The sequence below is a fragment of the Luteimonas yindakuii genome, assembly GCF_004803715.2.
Lineage (GTDB): Bacteria > Pseudomonadota > Gammaproteobacteria > Xanthomonadales > Xanthomonadaceae > Luteimonas > Luteimonas yindakuii.
Map to the genome: position 1 here is coordinate 105,376 of NZ_CP039383.2, position 17,512 is coordinate 122,887.

14 protein-coding genes and 1 pseudogene are annotated in these 17,512 nt (G+C 70.6%); 11 read left to right on the plus strand and 4 right to left on the minus strand.

Going from position 1 to position 17,512, the window contains the following annotated elements:
• Positions 1–16: 16 nt before the first annotated feature.
• Positions 17–3,841: pseudogene (locus tag E5843_RS00520) on the minus strand (indolepyruvate ferredoxin oxidoreductase family protein).
• 224 nt (positions 3,842–4,065) lie between these two features.
• Here E5843_RS00520 and E5843_RS00525 point away from each other — a divergent pair.
• A complete protein-coding gene (locus E5843_RS00525) occupies positions 4,066–4,704 on the plus strand; it encodes a tetratricopeptide repeat protein (protein WP_134675321.1) in 639 nt (212 codons plus the stop codon).
• 274 nt (positions 4,705–4,978) lie between these two features.
• On the opposite strand, the gene E5843_RS00530 is transcribed toward E5843_RS00525, so the two are convergent.
• Both E5843_RS00530 and E5843_RS00535 read right to left on the minus strand, forming a co-directional pair.
• Positions 4,979–5,641, minus strand: a complete 663-nt coding sequence (locus tag E5843_RS00530) for an ankyrin repeat domain-containing protein (protein WP_166815800.1) — start codon at positions 5,639–5,641, stop codon at positions 4,979–4,981.
• Positions 5,642–5,759: 118 nt separating this feature from the next.
• Positions 5,760–7,361, minus strand: coding sequence for a Tle-like phospholipase domain-containing protein (locus tag E5843_RS00535; protein ID WP_166815803.1), 1,602 nt, complete (start codon positions 7,359–7,361; stop codon positions 5,760–5,762).
• Positions 7,362–7,512: 151 nt separating this feature from the next.
• Between E5843_RS00535 and ggt the strand changes: the two genes are divergently transcribed.
• The 3 genes from ggt to E5843_RS00550 all read left to right on the plus strand — a co-directional run bounded on the left by ggt (position 7,513) and on the right by E5843_RS00550 (position 10,849).
• Positions 7,513–9,222: a gamma-glutamyltransferase gene (gene ggt / locus E5843_RS00540; protein ID WP_136411504.1), complete on the plus strand. Its 1,710-nt coding sequence runs from the start codon at positions 7,513–7,515 to the stop codon at positions 9,220–9,222.
• A gap of 107 nt (positions 9,223–9,329) precedes the next feature.
• Positions 9,330–10,325 (plus strand): hypothetical protein, encoded by a 996-nt coding sequence (locus E5843_RS00545; protein WP_136411505.1) that lies wholly within the window; start codon positions 9,330–9,332, stop codon positions 10,323–10,325.
• The gene (locus E5843_RS00550; protein WP_136411506.1) at positions 10,322–10,849 is read left to right on the plus strand and encodes an energy transducer TonB; all 528 of its coding nucleotides are present in this window, start codon (positions 10,322–10,324) and stop codon (positions 10,847–10,849) included. The genes E5843_RS00545 and E5843_RS00550 overlap by 4 nt, the downstream gene beginning before the upstream one ends.
• A 67-nt stretch (positions 10,850–10,916) precedes the next feature.
• Here the strand turns inward: E5843_RS00550 and E5843_RS00555 are convergent, their stop codons facing one another.
• Complete coding sequence (locus E5843_RS00555; RefSeq protein ID WP_136411507.1) at positions 10,917–12,404, minus strand: AAA family ATPase; 1,488 nt, start codon at positions 12,402–12,404, stop codon at positions 10,917–10,919.
• 90 nt (positions 12,405–12,494) lie between these two features.
• On the opposite strand from E5843_RS00555, the gene E5843_RS00560 reads away from it, so the two are divergent.
• The 7 genes from E5843_RS00560 (at position 12,495) to E5843_RS00590 (ending at position 17,487) form a co-directional block, all read left to right on the plus strand.
• The gene (locus E5843_RS00560; protein WP_141065541.1) at positions 12,495–13,133 is read left to right on the plus strand and encodes a ParA family protein; all 639 of its coding nucleotides are present in this window, start codon (positions 12,495–12,497) and stop codon (positions 13,131–13,133) included.
• A 43-nt stretch (positions 13,134–13,176) separates the two neighbouring features.
• Positions 13,177–13,653, plus strand: coding sequence for a SixA phosphatase family protein (locus E5843_RS00565; protein WP_134675313.1), 477 nt, complete (start codon positions 13,177–13,179; stop codon positions 13,651–13,653).
• On the plus strand, positions 13,650–14,237 hold the full coding sequence (locus E5843_RS00570; protein ID WP_244240804.1) for a YceI family protein: 588 nt from the start codon (positions 13,650–13,652) through the stop codon (positions 14,235–14,237). The genes E5843_RS00565 and E5843_RS00570 overlap by 4 nt, the downstream gene beginning before the upstream one ends.
• On the plus strand, positions 14,234–16,243 hold the full coding sequence (locus E5843_RS00575; protein WP_141065542.1) for a phospholipase D family protein: 2,010 nt from the start codon (positions 14,234–14,236) through the stop codon (positions 16,241–16,243). The genes E5843_RS00570 and E5843_RS00575 overlap by 4 nt, the downstream gene beginning before the upstream one ends.
• A 256-nt stretch (positions 16,244–16,499) precedes the next feature.
• Positions 16,500–16,694: a hypothetical protein gene (locus tag E5843_RS00580; RefSeq protein ID WP_136411510.1), complete on the plus strand. Its 195-nt coding sequence runs from the start codon at positions 16,500–16,502 to the stop codon at positions 16,692–16,694.
• Between the two features lie 30 nt (positions 16,695–16,724).
• Positions 16,725–16,895 (plus strand): hypothetical protein, encoded by a 171-nt coding sequence (locus tag E5843_RS14080; protein WP_166432828.1) that lies wholly within the window; start codon positions 16,725–16,727, stop codon positions 16,893–16,895.
• Between the two features lie 190 nt (positions 16,896–17,085).
• A complete protein-coding gene (locus E5843_RS00590) occupies positions 17,086–17,487 on the plus strand; it encodes a hotdog fold thioesterase (RefSeq protein WP_243733183.1) in 402 nt (133 codons plus the stop codon).
• Positions 17,488–17,512 lie beyond the last annotated feature (25 nt).

The following is a 17,512-nucleotide window of genomic DNA, read 5'->3' on the forward strand; positions in this document are numbered from 1 at the left end:
CGTGCCGGGTGGCGGCTCAGGCCGCCTGTACCTGCACCACCCGCAGTGGGTTGTCCCACTCGCGCAGCAGTTCGGCTTCGCGCGCCTTCGCTGCGTGCAGGTGCGCTTCCTTGACGTGGCCGAAGCCGCGGATGTGTTCCGGGATGCTGGCGATCTCGGCGGCGAGATCGACGTTGCCGCCGTCGAGCTTCGCCAGCAGGCCGCCGATGGTGCGCTCGTAGTCGGCGATCAGCTGGCGCTCCATCTTCCGTTCGGTGGTATGGCCGAACACGTCGAGCGGCGTACCGCGCAGGCCGCGCAGCTTCGCCAGCACGCCGAAGGCCTTGAACACCCACGGCCCGTACTCGCGCTTGACCAGTTCGCCCTTGGCGTTCTTCTTCGCCAGCAGCGGCGGCGCCAGGTGGAAGTGCAACCTGTAGTCACCCTCGAACTGCTGTTCCAGCCGGCGACGGAACTCGCCGCTGGTGTACAGGCGCGCGACCTCGTACTCGTCCTTGTAGGCCATCAGCTTGAACAGCGAGCGGGAGACGGCTTCGGTGAGGTCGGTCGAGCCGGGCGCCTTCGCGGCTTCGGCATTGCGCACGCGGGCGACGAAGTCGGCGTAGCGGCGTGCGTACTTCGCGTTCTGGTAGTCGGTGAGGAAGGCGGTGCGGCGGCTGACGAGCTCGTCGAGCGAGCGCGACAGGCGCAGGTCGTCTAGGGGGAGGAAGGCGACATCACCGTTGCCTTGTCCCCTCACCCCACCGTCGGCTCCGCCGACGGTTCCCCCCTCTCCTGTGGTACGGGAGAGGGACGCGTGCGCGCGGCCTGCGGCCGCGGGCGTCTTTTCGGGCAGATGGCGCAGGTCGTCCTCGTCGCGTGCCGGCTTCGGTGCCGCGGTGGCGCCGGCCTCGGTGCTTTCCCACTCGCCGGGCGGCAGCGCCTCCAGTGCGTGCGGCGTGGTTTCGGCCCGCGTGCGCAGCGTGGGCTCGAGGCCTGCAGCCTCGCGCACCGCATCCGGATCCACTGCGGCCAGTCGGCCCCAGGCGAACGCGGTCTTGTTCATCTCGACCGCGGCGCCGTTGAGTTCGATCGCGCGGGCCAGCGACTCGAACGACAGCGGCACCCAGCCGCGCTGCCAGGCATAGCCGAGCATGAACAGGTTCGCTGCGATCGCGTCGCCCATCAGCGCGGTGGCGAGCTGCGTGGCATCGACCACGTTCAACGCACCGGCCGGCGCGGCGTCGCCGCCCAGCGCGGTGCGCACCGCGCTGATGATGTCGGCGGCCGGGAATTCCATGTCCGGCCGGGTGGTGAAGCTGCCGGGCATCGCCTCGTAGCTGTTGAGCACCACGTGGCTGCGGCCCTCGCGGATCTTCGACAGCGCCCAGTAGTCGTTGACCACGACCATGTCGCAGCCGAGCACGAGGTCGGCCTCGCCGGCGGCGATGCGCACCGCGTGGATGTCGGCCGGGGTCTTTGCGAAGCGGATGTGGGTGGTGACCGCGCCGCCCTTCTGGGCGAGGCCGGTCTGGTCGAGCACGGTCGAGCCGCGGCCTTCCAGGTGCCCGGCCATGCCGAGCAGCGCGCCGATGGTGACCACACCGGTGCCGCCGACGCCGGTGATCAGGATGTTCCACGGCTGCGACAGGTCGCTGGCGAACACCGGCTGCGGCAGGCTGGCCAGCCGCTCGGCGGCGTTGACCTTGCGCCCCTTGCGTGGCTTGCCGCCATGCACGGTGACGAAGCTCGGGCAGAAGCCCTCGACGCAGCTGTAGTCCTTGTTGCAGGCGGACTGGTCGATCGCGCGCTTGCGGCCGAACTCGGTTTCCTGCGGCAGCACCGACACGCAGAAGCTCTTCTTGCCGCAATCGCCGCAGCCCTCGCAGACCAGGGTGTTGACGAACACGCGCTTGGCCGGATCCGGCAACTTGCCGCGCTTGCGGCGGCGGCGCTTCTCGGTGGCGCAGGTCTGGTCGTAGATCAGGATCGACACGCCCGGCACCTCGCGCAGGCGCTGCTGCACCGCGTCCAGTTCCTTGCGGTCGTGGAACTCGACGCCTGCGGGGAAGATTGTCGGATCCGACCACTTGGCGATGTCGTCGCTCACCAGCACGATCGCCTGCACGCCCTCGGCGCGCATCTGCTGGGCGATGTCGGGCACGGTCAGGGTGCCGTCCACCGGCTGGCCGCCGGTCATCGCCACCGCGTCGTTGTAGAGGATCTTGTAGGTGATGTTGACCTTGGCCGCGATCGCCTGGCGGATCGCCAGCGAGCCGGAATGGAAGTAGGTGCCGTCGCCGAGGTTCTGGAAGATGTGCGGGGTGTCGGTGAACGCGGCTTGGCCCGCCCAGGTGACGCCTTCGCCGCCCATGTGGGTGAAGGTGTCGGTGCTGCGGTCCATCCAGGTGACCATGTAGTGGCAGCCGATGCCACCCTGCGCGCGCGAGCCTGCCGGCACCTTTGTGGAGGTGTTGTGCGGGCAGCCCGAGCAGTAGTGCGGCACGCGCGGGAACTGCGCCCGCGGCAGCGCCAGTGCGCTTTCCTTCTGTTCCCATCCACGCAAGCGTCTGGCGGATGTGCTCGGAGTCATGGAAGCGCTGGATGCGGCGCGCGATCACGCCGGCAATCGTGGCCGGGGTGAGTTCGCCGGTCGACGGCAGGATCCAGTGGCCGTCCTCGTCGTACTTGCCGACGATCGACGGGCGACTGCCGTCACCGCGCGCGAAGTCGAAGTTGTAGAACATCTCCTTCATCTGGCTTTCGATGAAGGACAGCTTCTCCTCGACCACCAGGATGTCCTCGAGCCCGCGCGCGAACGCGCGGATGCCCATCGGCTCCAGCGGCCAGGTCATGCCGACCTTGTAGACGCGGATGCCGAGCTCGGCGCAGGCACGCGCGTCGAGGCCGAGGTATTCCAGCGCCTGCAGCACGTCGAGGTAGCTCTTGCCGGTGGTGACGATGCCCAGCCGCGCGTTCGGCGAATCGATCACCATGCGGTCGATGCGGTTGGCGCGCGCGAACGCCTGCGCGGCCTTCACCGCGTAGCGGTGCAGGCGCATCTCCTGCTCCATCGGCGGATCCGGCCAGCGGATGTTGAGGCCGCCCGGCGGCAGCTCGAAATCGTCCCGGGGTGGCGATCTCCAGCGCGAACGGGTTGACGTCGACCGAAGCCGACGATTCCACCGTCTCGGCGATCGTCTTGAAGCCCACCCAGCGGCCGGTGTAGCGGCTCATCGCCCAGCCGACCAGGCCCATGTCGAGGATGTCCTGCACGCCGGCCGGGTTGAGGATCGGCATCAGCGCGCTGGTGAATTCGCCCTCGCTGCCGTGCGGCAGGGTCGAGCTGCGGCAGGCATGGTCGTCGGCGGCCAGCGCCAGCACGCCGCCATGCGGGTTGGTGCCGGCGGCGTTGGCGTGCTTGAACACGTCGCCGCAGCGGTCCACGCCCCGGGCCCTTGCCGTACCACATCGCGTAGACGCCATCGACGTTGGCGCCCGGGAACAGCCCGGTCTGCTGGGTGCCCCAGACCATGGTCGCGCCAAGGTCCTCGTTGAGCCCGGGCTGGAACTTCACCCGCGCCTGCTCGAGGTGCTTGCGCGCGCGCCACAGCTCGAGGTCGAAGCCACCCAGCGGCGAGCCGCGATAGCCGGAAATGAAGCCGCCGGTGTTCAGGCCCGCCGCCTGGTCGCGCAGCCGCTGCATCAGCGGCAGCCGCACCAGCGCCTGCACGCCGGACAGGTAGATGCGCCCCTCGGTGCGGGTGTAACGGTGGTCGAGGGCGTAATCGGCATCCACCGCGCTCCGCGTGAGCGAGGTATTGGCGGACGCGGGAGACGACAGTTCGGCAGTGCTGGTCATGGCGGAGTCTTGGCTTGCGCGCGCGGCGCTGGCGGCCATGGCGGATGCCGGATGGCGCGACGGGTGGAGCCGGGAGGGCCCGGCCGGGAGGCGCGCGATTGTAGCAGCGGCCCTTGGACCGGCCGGCGGGCGATGCCGGGGCTGCGACACACGTCGGGCACGGTCCTTGGGGCTCGCCTTAGAATGTCCGCCGCGAGAACACGCATTACCTCAGGGGGAACACCATGAATCCACGCACCTTCGCCTGCCTGGCGCTGCTGTGGCTGTGCGTGCTGGCGCCGACGGCGCTGGCGCAGTCACTGCCCGCGGTCCGGGAGTTCTATTTCGACGACGACCAGGCGGCGCGGCCGATCCGGGTCGTCGAAGGCAGCGACGACGCGGCGGTGGATCAGTTGATGCGCACGATGGAGCGGCGCCAGCGCCATGCCGAACTGGCCACCGCGCAGCTGGCGCATATCGCACTGGCCGGGGGACGTGCCGAGACCGCGCATGCGCTGTACCGGCAGGCGCTCGACACCACCGCGCCGCGCAGCACGCAGCGCCAGCAGGTGCAGTGGAACTACGGTTGGGACCTGCTGCGCGCGGGCGATGCCGAGGGCGCGCTGGTGCAGTTCGCCGGGGTCATGGAAGGCCGCCGCCAGCAGCCGGAATGGCTGCCGCCGACCCTGGCGCTGGCACTGTGGCGGCTCGACCGCCGCGCCGAAGCCGTGGCCTGGTTTGCCGCCGCCGTGCGCACCCACCCCGATCGCTGGCCGTACGCCGCCAACCTGCCGGCCCTGCTGCCCGACTGGCGCGACGACGAGCGCGCCACGCTTGCGCAGGTGCAGGCCGCCTGGGTCGCCAATCCACCGGCCTGGCCCTGAGCGGACCGCTGACGGCTTGCCGTCATCCCTGCAGGCGTGGTCGAAGGCCGCCTACTTCCGGGCCAGGTCTCTGCATCCCCGCAAAGGGCGGGATCCCGGTGCCGTCATCCCGGCGGAGGCTGGCATCGAGATACCCGTCATCCCCGCGAAGGCGGGGATCCAGGGACTTTGCCTTCCCGTTGCGGCGGAGCAGCGCGCGCTGCACCTCGGACTCGCTGCAATAGGGCCACGCAGGGCACCGATCGACATCCCGCCTCGGCGGGAGCGCCCTCTCTCAGTCCGCGTCCTGCACGGCCGCTTCCAGCGGCACGCCATTGGCCTTGAGCCAGGCCACGACCTGGCGGCGCTCGTCGAGCGCGCGGTCGTTGAGGAGGTCGCGGCGGTAGCCGAAGTAATACGGCTGGAAGCTCCTGCCGCCGGAGTTGGTCGCCAGCGGTGATGCGCCGGCTGCCAGCAGGCGCAGGATCGCGGCACCGGCGTTGGTGCGTGCCGCGACGTGCAGGGGGGTGTCGCCATTGAGGTCGGCGACGTCGGCATCCGCGCCTGCGTCCAGCAGCACCTCGTACTGGCGGGCCTCCGGCGACAGCAGTGCCGACACCAGGGGCGTCGCGCCGGTGTTCGGATTGCGCACGTTGGGGTCGCCGCCGCCGGCGAGCACCGCCCTCAGCAGCGCGGCATTGCCGGAGAACGCCGCCGCATGCACCGCGGTGTCGCCGCGTGCGTTCGGGCGGTTGGGATCGGCACCGCCGGCCAGCAGCGCCTGCACGCTGGCGGCCTGGCCCTGGCGGATGGCCTCGATCAGCAGGGTGGAACCGTCGCTGCCCGGCGTGTTCGCATCGACCCGCTCCAGCTGGCGGCGGATCTCGGCGTCATCGCCACGGCGCACCGCGTCGGCCAGCGATGCGACCTCGGGGTTGGTGAAGGCATCGGTGCTCATGGACGGTTGGGCGCACCCCGGGGCGCAGGTAAGGGCCAGGGCGCCGGCGATCGACCGCAGGAAAAGGCGCATGGAAGCCATTTCAATCCCGATCGCCGCCAGGCGCAAGCGTCATCGCTCAACGTCCGAACAGGCCACCGACGAAGTCGGTCACGCCCTGTGCCACCTTGCCGGCGCCATCGGCGAGCACCTCGACCACCTGGCCGGTGCCGTCGGCGACGAACTCGACCGCGCTGCCGCCCACGTTGACCGCACCCGACAGCAGGTCGCCGGCCCAGCCGTCGACGCGGTCATCGATCTTCGCCGCCAGCGCATCGGCATAGCGGTCGACGGTGTCACCGGTGGAGTTGAAGAAGCCCTCGGCGAAATCACCGGCGATGCTGAAGCCGCCCGCCACGTACTGGCCGTTGGCGAACTGGTTGGCGACCACGCCGTCGATGTCGGTGGCGAAGTCATGGGTGTTGCGGGCGTAGTCATCCTTCAGCTCGCCCGGCAGCAGGTCCTGCAGTTCGCGGCCGAGGGAGGTGGGATTCTCGTAGCCGGCCTGCCAGGGCTGGTGTTCGATCATCCCCGCAGTCAGGGCGTTCGGGCTGTGGCTGATCCCGGCATAGCCCAGGGTGCCCGCCAGGTTGGCCGCGCCGGTGACCAGCCCGGTGACCGGGTTGAGCGGCAGGAACGGCGTGTGCCGCCCAACCTCGACGCCGGCGTTGATCAGGCGGCTCTGCTCCGGCGAGAAGCCTTCCATCGGCCCGTAATTGCTGAACATGTTGTGCTCGTCGGCGCTGGTCGGCGCCACCACGATCCGCGTGCCCACCGCATCCGGCGCGACCAGGCCGGTGGCCCAGCTGTCCTGCGCGCGCGTGAGTGCATCGCCCGACAGCGAGTAGGCGCGGATCTGCCCGCCCTCGGCGACGTCGCGTGCGCGCTGCGGGTCGATGCCGATGCGGTCGAAGGTATTGGGGTGGATGCCCGAGGCATCGAAGGTCACCGCGGGCACGCCGCTGGCCAGTGCGCCGACACTGGCGAGGCCACCACCCTGCGAGTGGCCGGTGATCGCCAGGTTGGTGGATTCGCCACCCGGGTTGTCGCCGAACACCTGCGCGAACTCCCTGGCGGTGTTGACCGCGGTGACGCTGAACTTGTCGCCATCACGGGTCTCGTAGCCCAGGCCCTGGCGGAAGTTGTTGTCCCAGTCGTCTGCGCCCTCGGCGGTGCCGCGGTAGGACAGCACGTAGTTGCCCTCGCCGTCGCTGTAGACCTCGGCGCGGAATTCCTGGTCGTTGCCGGGCACGCTGTCGTTGGCGCCGAGGTACTGCAGGCGCCAGGCCTGCACCTGTTCCGGCGAGGCGGGCCGTTCCGGCGTGCCGATGCGCTGGGCGAGGTCGGCATCCGACACCGCGCTCCAGCTTTCCGGCGGATCGCCGCGGGTGCCGTAGACCGCGGTGGCCAGCTGCGACAGGGTGACGTCGAACGGCTGCGCGCGGGTGCCGCTGGCGGTGGCGCCGAGCGTGCTGCCGTTGGGGATGCCGTATTGGCCGCCGGCGGCCGAAGGCGCCTGGGCGGTGTTCGCACCGGGTGCCTGGATCTGCGGGTGGAACGCCGGCTCCGGACGGTAACCGCCCTGTCGCGGCGCCAGGCACTGCGGCGGCTGCGCGGGCGGCGCTGGCGGCTCCTGCCGCAGCAGGGGGCGATGGATGGCACCACTGTCGGAGATGGTCATGACCATCGGTCTGTCCTGTACGCAGAGTCCTGCGCCCGTTATCCCCAGCCCGGCACCGCGTGGCAATCCGGGGCTGACCCTAGGCGCCCGCGCTTCGGCGCCGGCCACCGACGCCGTACCATCGGGGTTCCCGCCGTTGCCCGTGACGCCCATGCCTGCCCACCGCCTGCCCGCGTTCGCCGCACTGCTGTGCTGCCTGCCGCTCACGCTTGCCGCTGCCGACCGCATCACCGGGCAGCCGTTCGCCACCCGCAGCGAGGTGCATGCGCCGCATGCGATGGCCGCCACCTCGCACCCGCTGGCGACCCAGATCGCGCTCGACATCATGAAGGCCGGTGGCTCGGCGGTGGATGCGGCGATCGCCGCCAACGCCGCGCTCGGCCTGATGGAGCCGACCGGCAACGGCATCGGTGGCGACCTGTTCGCGATCGTCTGGGATCCGGCCACCCGCAAGCTGCACGGCTACGACGGCTCCGGGCGCTCGCCGCGCACGCTGACCATGGAGGAGTTCCGCCGCCGCGGGCTCACCGAGATCCCCTCGCACGGCCCGCTGCCGGTGACGGTGCCCGGCACCGTGGATGGCTGGTTCGCCCTGCACGAACGCTTCGGCCGGCTGCCGATGGCCGACAACCTCGCGCCGACCATCCGCTACGCACGCAACGGCCACCCGGTGCACGAGGTGGTCGCGTACTACTGGGACCGCTCGGTGCCGCGGCTGTCGAAGTGGCCGGGCTTCAGCGCGCAGTTCACCATCGACGGCCGCGCCCCGCGCAACGGCGAGACCTGGAAGAATCCCCACCTCGCCGACACCCTGCAGAAGATCGCCGACGGCGGCCGCGACGCGTTCTACAAGGGCGACATCGCCCGCACCATCGGCGACTACTTCGCCGCCAACGATGGATTCCTGGGCTACGACGACCTCGCCGCGCACACCGGCAACTGGGTCGAGCCGGTGTCCACCAACTACCGCGGCGTCGACGTGTGGGAACTGCCGCCAAGCGGGCAGGGCATCGCCGCGCTGCAGATCCTCAACCTGCTCGAGCCCCATGACCTCAAGGCCTACGGCTTCGGCAGCCCCGAGCACGTGCACCTGTTCGTCGAGGCGAAGAAGCTGGCGTTCGCCGACCGCGCGCGCTGGTATGCGGACCCCGAGTTCCATCCGGCACCGGTGGCGCGGCTGATCTCCAAGGACTATGCGCGCGAGCGCGGCCGGCTGATCTCGATGGACACCGCGTTGCGCGAGGTGCAGCCGGGCACGCCGACGCAGCTCGACGAGGGGGACACCATCTACATGACCACCGCCGATGCCAGCGGGATGATGGTCTCGCTGATCCAGTCCAACTACCGCGGCATGGGCAGCGGCATGGCGCCGCCGGGGCTGGGCTTCATCCTGCAGGACCGCGGCGAGCAGTTCGTGCTCAAGGACGGGCATCCCAACAGCTACGCGCCGGGCAAGCGGCCGTTCCACACCATCATCCCCGCGTTCGCGACGAAGGACGGCGAGCCGTGGCTGTCGTTCGGGGTGATGGGTGGCGCGATGCAGCCGCAGGGGCATGCGCAGATCATCATCAACATGGTCGACTTCGGCATGAACCTGCAGGAAGCCGGCGACGCGCCGCGCATCCACCATGACGGTTCCACCGAGCCCGCCGGCCAGAACGTGGCGATGACCGACGGCGGGCGCATCGAACTGGAATCCGGGTTCCCCTACGAAACCGTGCGCGGGCTGATGCGCCGCGGCCACCGCGTGCAGTTCGCCGACGGCCCCTACGGCGGCTACCAGGCGATCATGAAGAACCCGCACGGCGGCTGGACCGGCGCCAGCGAATCGCGCAAGGACGGCCAGGCGGCGGGGTATTGAGACGCCGCCGCGGCGCAGATGCCCCGCCACGGGACACACATCAAGGAACGCATGACATGCAGATGGATCGCACAACCCCTGTGACCCCGAACCCCCGCCGGCGTGCCATGTCACTGCTGGCAGCGGTGTTGCTCACGCTGGCGGCGCCGCTGGCGCATGCGCAGCGCGTCGCGGACACGGAGGCGACGGCGGTGGACCGGGCCGCTGCCGCGGCGCAGCGCGACTACATCGGACGCCTCGCGGAGACGCTGGCGGCCGAAGGGAGCGCGCGCGGGCTGGCCCACGCCGCGTGGCTCAGGGACTGGCAGCAGGGTCTGGACGGCACCGCGGCGACGGCCGCGATAAGTCATCCGCAGGCACAGGCGTGGCGCGAGCTCGCATTGCAGCGTGCCGGCACCGACACCGTGGTACTGGCGATGCTCGCCGGCGCCGATGATCCGTCGTCCGCGCAGGCGGTCACGCGTTGGCGGCAGCTGGCGCCCGGCAACCTAGTGCCGGTGCTGTTCGCCGGACTGGAGCCGGAGGCGCTGCTCGCCGCCGCGGCACGGACCAGCCATGCGCAGGGACACACGATCGAGCAGCTGCGCTGGATCGTGGATGCCGTGCGGCGCTCCCCGCCCGTTCCGGACACGCTCGCGCAGCTCGTCCCCGACGGGGTCGGCATCGACGGTTTCGCGGTGATGCACGGCTGGGCCTACCTCGCCACCTTCGCCACACCGGACTTCGCGACACTGGTCGAGGCCTGTCGCGCCGCCGGGCAGCGCGGCGCCGATGCCGCGGAGGCCTGTGGCAACGCTGCACGCGTGCTGCAGGGCGGCGATACCCGCCTGCTGCAGATGGTCGGCACCGGCCTGGCGGGCGAAGTCGCCACGAATGCCGGCGACCGCCAACGGGCCGACGCGGCGCGCCGCCGCCTTGATTGGCAGATGTACGAACTCGGCCGCCTGAGCAGCAGCCAACCTGACCAGGGCCTTGCCGAACACGCGGCGCTGCTCGCCGATCCCGCACTCGACAGCGAGGCCGCACTCAACGAGGCGCAGCTGCGCCGTGCGGGCATCCCGCTGGATCCGCCGGCGGGCTGGCAACCGCCGCCGTATCGATGACGGGCGTACGCGTCGCGGCAGGCCTGTTCCTGTTGTTGGCGACGGGCTGTGCCACCCAGGTCGGCCGCGTCGATCGCGAGATGGTCCTGCCGCCGGGTGCCGTGCGCCATGTGCTCGACGACCGGCAGCGCTTCCTGATGGCGGTGCCGGTGTCGGATCCGATGCCGGTGTTTCCTGAAGACCTCCGGTTGCGGACACAGGCCGTGGTCTGCGCGAGCTTTGTGGTCGACGCCGACGGCAACACCGTCGATGTCAGCACGGCGGAGGCAGGGCCCGCTTGCGTGGGCTCCGCAGGCATCGATGCCGCACAACACGCACGGCTGCGCGAGGCGGTGGCACACGCTCTGTCGCAGTGGACCTGGTTCGGCGCGGCTGTGTGCACGTTCCCGGGTGATGTCGAGCCAGACGACGCCTGTCGCACCGAACGTGTCGCCATCCAGCCGGTGCCGCTGCGGCTGGACTACCGGTTCGTGTTCGCGCCGGGAGGGCGGGTGAGCGCGGACCGGAGCCCGGGCCGGAATTGATCGCGTAGCTGCGGCGGATGCGCTCAACCGTGTGCGCTTCGCTCGAAAAGCCGGCCAGCGGACACCGTCAATCCGCCGGCACCGTCCGCGTCGCCGCCCATTCGCGCAATCCATCCACCTGCTCGCGCATCACCACCGACAGCGGCCGCGTCTGCCTGAGTTCGGCGCGCAGGCCGAAGTCGGTCAGCGGTGCGTCGGCCGCATGCGCGGCGTACAGCGCGGACACGACCGCCTGCTCGATCTCCGCCCCTGAAAACCCGTCGGACGCCGCCGCCAGCGCGTCGAGATCGAAGCTGCCCGGATCGAACCCGCGCGAGGCGAGATGCAGCACGAACACCTCGCGGCGCACCTCGGCCACCGGCAGGTCGACGAAGAAGATCTCGTCGAAGCGGCCCTTGCGCAGCAGCTCCGCCGGCAGCTCCTGCACCTGGTTGGCGGTGGCGACCAGGAACACCCTGGACCTGCGCTCGGCCATCCACGTCAGCAGGTAGCCGAGCACCCGCCGCGACACGCCACCGTCCTCGCCGCTGGCCGATGCCGCTAGGCCCTTCTCGATCTCGTCGATCCACAGCACGCACGGCGCCAGCTGTTCGGTGGAGGCGAGTGCCGATCGCAGGTTGGCCTCGGTCTCGCCGTGGTACTTGTTGTAGAGGGTGCCGAAATCCAGCCGCACCAGCGGCACGCCGAAGCCGCCGGCGATCGCCTTGGCCAGCATCGACTTGCCGCAACCCTGCACGCCCAGCAGCAGCACGCCCTTGGGCGGATCGAGGCCGGGCGGCGCGTCGCCGTCGACGAACACGCGCCGGCGCTGCTCGATCCAGCGCTTGAGCCGGCGCGCACCGGCCACCTCGTCGAAGCGCGCGGTGTCGTATTCGAAATGCAGATGCCCACTGCGGTTGAGCAGCTCGAAGCGCAGCTTCTGCAGCTTCGGCAGGTCGTCCTCGCACAGCACGCCGTCGTCGAACACCAGATGCCGCGCGATGCGCTGGGCGTCGGGCAGGCTCAGGCCCTGCAGGTTGCGCACGATGCGCTGGACGATCCGCTCATCCATCTCCACCCGCCGCCTGCCGTGCTCAGTGGCATACGCGTTCGCGACTTCGCGCACCACCCGCAGCAGGGCGGCCTGGTCGGGCAGCCGCGGCACGTGGCGCACGGCGATCGCCTCGAGTTCGTCGGGCAATTCCACCCGGTGGCCGACCAGCACGACCACATGCGGCAGGCAATCGCGCCGCTGCAGCAGGTCGCGCAGCTGGCGGCGGGTGCCGGCCACGTCCAGGTAGGGGTGCATGTCGAGCAGCAGGTAGACACCGCGCTGCTCGGCGCTGCGGATCGCGCGCAGCAGCGTGCCGACATCGGCCGAACCCTCGGCCGCGTCCTCGCGGTCGAGATCGATGCGGCGCAGCCCCTCGGTGATCGACCAGCGGTACATCGCCCGCCAGACATGCCGCAGCGTCTGCCGGAACAGCGCCACCGCGCCCGGCTCGTCCTGGGTTTCGACGACGATCAACGGCGTGTCGGCGCGGATCAGCGCCACCAGGTCCTGCAGTTCGCTCATGCGTGCTCCCCCGAAGCCGCGTGAAGATATCAGTTCGGCGGGCGCCATCGGCGCGGTGTACGCTCCGGCTTCCACTCGGCGGAGGGCGCGATGAAGACGATCCTGGTGGCGAGTTCCAAGGGCGGGGTGGGCAAGACCACCATCGCCACCCACCTCGCGGCACGTTCCGCCCTCGACGGCCAGCGCACGGTGCTGGTGGATGCGGATCCGCAGGGGTCGTCGATGCGCTGGGCCGAACGCCGCGCCGGGCTTGAAAGCGCGGTGCTGCCCGTCGACGGCAGCCGGCGCCGCAAGCAGGCCTGGAATTCGATTCCCGGCGATGCCGAGACCGTGGTGATCGACGCCGGTGCCGGTGCGATGCGCGAGGACCTCGATGCCTGGCTCGAACATGCGTCGGCGCTGGTGGTGCCGGTGCTGCCATCGGCGCTCGACATCGATGCGACCGTGGCCTTCCTCAACGGCATCGCCGAGCATCCGCGGGTGCGCGCGCGCGAACTGCGCGTCGGCCTGGTCGGCAACCGCCTGCGGCCGTGGACCAACGCCTCGCAGCAGGCGATGGACCTGCTCGCGCAGTGGCCGTACCCGGTGGTGGCCCAGTTGCGCGACAGCCAGGCCTATGTGGTGATGGTCGCGCTCGGCCGCAGCCTGTTCGACTACAACTCGCAGCAGGTGCGCGAGCACCAGGCCGACTGGCAGCCGCTGCTGAAGTGGGTCCGCCGCAAGCCATGACCCCGTTTCCCGTGCGCCGTGTTGGCGCGATGCCGAGTCCCCGATGCGCGAACTGATCCTGCTCCGCCACGCCCACGCCGAATCGGCGCTGCCCGACCAGCCCGATCTCGACCGGCCGCTGTCCGCCGATGGCCTCGCCGAGGCCGAAGCCGCGGCACGCTGGCTGCTCGAACAACGGCTGATCCCCGACCAGGTGCTGTGCTCGCCGGCGCGGCGCACGCGCGAGACGCTGGAGGCCGCGCTCGCGGTCCTGGGCTATGTCGACCAGCGCCTGGAACCGTCGATCTACGAGGCCACGCCGGGCGCGCTGGCAACGCTGCTCGATCGCTACCGCGACACCGAGCGCGTGCTGCTGGTCGGCCACAACCCCGGGCTCGAACGGCTGGTGGCACTGCTGCACAGCGGCCAGTCCGGCGACTACCGGGGCATGCCGCCGGCCGCCGTGGCGGTGCTGGAGTTCGACGAGGGAGTCCCGGTCGAGCCGGGCGCGGCGCGGCTGTCCGCGTTCTGGTGGCCGTGACGCGCACCATCGCGGAACGCTGGTGCTGTGCCTGGCTGTTGCTGTTACTCGCCTGCCTGCCGCGGCCGTCGGCTGCCGCGGAGGTCACCCGGGTCGATCCACGCACATCGGACGTCGGCTTCGTGCTGCGCACGCGCTGGGGCCAGCGCCTGGAAGGTCGCATCCCGGTGCTGGCCGGCGATGTCCGCCCGGTCGGCGCGGGCCTGCGCCAGGTCCGGTTGCGGCTGTCGGCGCGCGATGTCGAGATCGTCGGCTATCCGCGCTACACCCAGTTGACCCGCGACGAGGCGTTCTTCGATGCCGACCGGCATCCGGAGGTGACCTTCGTGTCCGACCCCTTCGGTCCCGACCTCGTGCGCACCGGCGGCGCGCTGGTGGGCGTGCTGCAGCTGCGCGGGGTGGAGCGGCGCGAGACCTTCCGGGTCGAACCCGCGCCCTGCGACCGGCCGCTGCTCGACTGCGCGGTGGTGGCCGCAGGCGTCGTGAACCGTGGCGACTACGCGATGGACCGCTGGAGCTTCGCACTCGGCGAGCGCGTGCAGTTCCGCCTGTCGCTGCGTGGCGAGGAGGCGGCCGCGCCGTGAACGTCGTGATGCGAGCGGCATTGGCCGCGCTGCTGGCGCTGGCCGCGGGCGGCTGCGCCGGGCTGGGTGCCGTGCAGCGTGCGGAAGCGCAACGCATCGCCGAGGCCGCGCGCGACACCGCGCTGGAATGCGATGACCCGGTCGGGCGCTGCGCGCGCGAGTCGCCGTTGCGTGCGCTCGCCAGCCGCGCCTATGCCGCCAGCACGCCGGATGCGCCGCGGCACTACGCGCTGATGCTCGACTACGGCCAGGACGCGCTGCTGGCGCGGCTGGACATGATCCGCAGCGCGCGCGAATCGATCGACCTGCAGACCTACATCTTCGACGAGGACGATTCCGGTCATCTGATCCTCGACGAGCTGCTGGCCGCGGCGCGGCGCGGCGTGCGCGTGCGCATGCTCGTCGACCAGCTCTCCGCGTTGCGCAATGTCGACACGCTGGCGGCGCTGGTATCGACCCACGCCAACTTCGAACTCAAGGTCTACAACCCGGTGCTGGGCCGCGCACGCATCAGCTACCCGATGTACGTCGCCGCGGCCGCCTGCTGCTGGCGCCAGCTCAACCGCCGCATGCACAACAAGATGCTGCTGGTCGACGGCATCGTCGGGCTGACCGGCGGCCGCAACTACCAGGACAAGTATTTCGACTGGGACTCGAGCTACAACTTCCGCGACCGCGACATCCTCATCGGCGGCCCGGTCACCCGCGAGATGCAGGCCAACTTCAATGCGTTCTGGGTCGCGCCACTGAGCATCCCCGCCGCGCAGCTGGCCGACGTCGGGCGCCGCCTGCTGCGCACCGGCGCACCGGAGATGCCGCACGAGCCGTTCGAGGCACCGGACCGCGTGGCGGCGGTATCGCGCCAGGCCGACGACCCGTTGCTGCTCGGACACCGGCTGGCGGATGCGGTGCTCGCGGTGGGCGAGGTCGAGTTCATCGCCGACACGCCGGCCAAGCACCGTCCGGGCCAGCGTGCGCTGGCGCCCTCGACCGGGCGGCTGCGCGCGCTGATCGAATCGGCCGACGCGGAAGTGCTGCTGCAGACGCCCTACCTGGTGCTGTCGCGGCCGGCGCAGGACATGTTCCGCGCACTGCACGCACGCGAGGACGGCCCGCGCGTGGTGGTGTCGACCAACAGCCTGGCGGCCACCGACTCCTTCATCACCTACGCGCTGTCGTACAAGTACAAGCGCCGCTACCTGCGCGAGTTCGGCTTCAACATCTACGAGTACAAGCCGTTCCCGCAGAACGCGCCGATCGACCTCGACGCCACCCGTGGGCTCGATCCCGGCTGGGACCTGGCGATGGCGGGCGAGGCCGACGCCGGGACGCGCGCACTGGCAGGGATCGACGCCGAGCATCGCGACGACGCCCGCCGCAGCGGTCCGCCACGTGTGGCGACGCGCTCGGGCGACAGCCGCCCGCCGCCGGGCCAGCGCACCCAGCAGCAGCGCCTGCCGCTCGATCGCGAGTATTCCGCGCTGCGCTATGCCGGCGTCGGCGTCAACCGTCCCGTGCCACTGCGTCGCGCCGGCCTGCGCTTCGGCCTGCATTCGAAGTCGCTGGTCATCGACGAACGCGTCGGCGTGGTCGGCACCCACAACTTCGATCCGCGTGGCGACAACCTCAATACCGAAAGCGCGGTGGTGATCGACGATCCCGCATTCGCGCGTGCGCTGGCGGCCAGCATCCGCAACGACATGCTGCCGCAGAACTCGTGGGCGATCGGCCCGCGCGACAAGGCGCCGGTGTTCCCGGGGCTGGACTACTCGCTGGGCAAGGCGTCGGAACGGCTGCCGCTGTTCGACCTGTGGCCGATGCGCTACGCCACCAGTTACGAGTTCGTGCCCGGGCCCGCGTGCCCGCTGCCACCGCCGCCCGACCACCCGGATTTCCGCGCCTGCCATCGCCCGGTCGGTGATTTCCCCGAGGTCAGCATCGGGCTGAAACCACTGCTGACGCGGATCGTGACCGCATTCGGGGCGGGGCTCGCGCCGATCCTCTAGCGCCGGCATCGCGGCAGCGTCGCCGTGAGGCCCACGAAGATGAATAGGCTCGTGGGTCCTGTTCAGAAAACCGCCTGATCCGTGGAAAACCGACCGTTCGTCGGCACGGGTTCAGTTGCCTGTCCCTATAATCGCTTTCAAATCAACAGCTTGGATCGGATCCGCAGACGGCGTGACTTCCGGCACATGGTTTTGCGGCTAGGTGTTGTAGTCTACCAGCACACCGCAGCACTACTTGCCCACAACGGAGTCCCCCATGAACGTCCAGATCCTCACCACCGCCTCCCGTCGCGAGCCCTCGACCCAGGCGTTTTACGCCGCCCGCCAGGCCCCCAGCGCGTCAGCGCATCGCTATCGCGAATTCGGCATCGGCTACGGCAGCAGCAGCGGTTACGGCCGCCCGGTCCGTTACGTCGACCCGAGCCCCGCGCTGCGCTTCCGCCTCGGCTGAGCATCCACCCACCCAACAGGAGTGTCATCGATGAAACATACCGCCCCCCAGTCCGTCCCCGCGCCACGTCCGGCCGACGAGCGTCCCCGCAGCGAACGCAGCACGCGCAGCCACGAGTTCGGCAACTACGCGCGCAGCACCTACCTCAACCATCGCCGCTATGCGTACACCCCGATGACATCGCGCTTCCGCATCGCGTGATCGATGCACCACGCCGCACCTGCAAGGAACGCCTGCATGATCCGGTCGCACCGACGGCCAGCCCGGTAACCCGCGCGCTGGCCGTCCCGACGGCGCCTCGGCTATCGTGCCGCGGATGAACGACTCCGCCACCAGCACCACTGCCCGTCCGTTGTTCCGCGGTAGCCCCGACCTCGACGCGCTCAATGCGATGTCACGCGGGACCGCGATGGAAACCCTGGGCATCGTTTTCACCGAGATCGGCCCCGACTACCTGCGCGCGACCATGCCGGTCGATGCGCGCACCCACCAGCCCTACGGCCTGCTGCATGGCGGCGCGTCGGCGTTGCTGGCCGAAACCGTCGGCAGCAGTGCCGGGATGCTCGCCGTCGACGAAGGCAAGGGCTGCGTCGGCATCGAGATCAACGCCAACCACCTGCGCGCGGTGCGCAGCGGCATCGTGACCGCGACCGCGCGAGCGCTGCATGCCGGCCGCCAGACCCAGGTGTGGGAGATCCGCATCGAGGATGCGCACGCGCGCCTGGTGTGCGTGTCGCGACTGACGCTGGCGGTCATCCCGCTGCCTCCGCCGCACCAGCCGCCTGCAGGCTGAGCCGGCAGGGCCCGTCGCCGGCTGA

Excerpts from the sequence above, each read along its gene's own strand:
- E5843_RS00530 (WP_166815800.1), bottom strand. The coding sequence starts at position 5,641 with ATGAGCACCGATGCCTTCACCAACCCCGAGGTCGCATCGCTGGCCGAC.
- E5843_RS00580 (WP_136411510.1), top strand. The coding sequence starts at position 16,500 with ATGAACGTCCAGATCCTCACCACCGCCTCCCGTCGCGAGCCCTCGACC.
- E5843_RS00525 (WP_134675321.1), top strand. The coding sequence starts at position 4,066 with ATGAATCCACGCACCTTCGCCTGCCTGGCGCTGCTGTGGCTGTGCGTG.
- E5843_RS00590 (WP_243733183.1), top strand. The coding sequence starts at position 17,086 with ATGTCACGCGGGACCGCGATGGAAACCCTGGGCATCGTTTTCACCGAG.
- ggt (WP_136411504.1), top strand. The coding sequence starts at position 7,513 with ATGCCTGCCCACCGCCTGCCCGCGTTCGCCGCACTGCTGTGCTGCCTG.
- E5843_RS14080 (WP_166432828.1), top strand. The coding sequence starts at position 16,725 with ATGAAACATACCGCCCCCCAGTCCGTCCCCGCGCCACGTCCGGCCGAC.
- E5843_RS00555 (WP_136411507.1), bottom strand. The coding sequence starts at position 12,404 with ATGAGCGAACTGCAGGACCTGGTGGCGCTGATCCGCGCCGACACGCCG.
- E5843_RS00565 (WP_134675313.1), top strand. The coding sequence starts at position 13,177 with ATGCGCGAACTGATCCTGCTCCGCCACGCCCACGCCGAATCGGCGCTG.
- E5843_RS00545 (WP_136411505.1), top strand. The coding sequence starts at position 9,330 with ATGTCACTGCTGGCAGCGGTGTTGCTCACGCTGGCGGCGCCGCTGGCG.
- E5843_RS00560 (WP_141065541.1), top strand. The coding sequence starts at position 12,495 with ATGAAGACGATCCTGGTGGCGAGTTCCAAGGGCGGGGTGGGCAAGACC.
- E5843_RS00535 (WP_166815803.1), bottom strand. The coding sequence starts at position 7,361 with ATGACCATCTCCGACAGTGGTGCCATCCATCGCCCCCTGCTGCGGCAG.
- E5843_RS00550 (WP_136411506.1), top strand. The coding sequence starts at position 10,322 with ATGACGGGCGTACGCGTCGCGGCAGGCCTGTTCCTGTTGTTGGCGACG.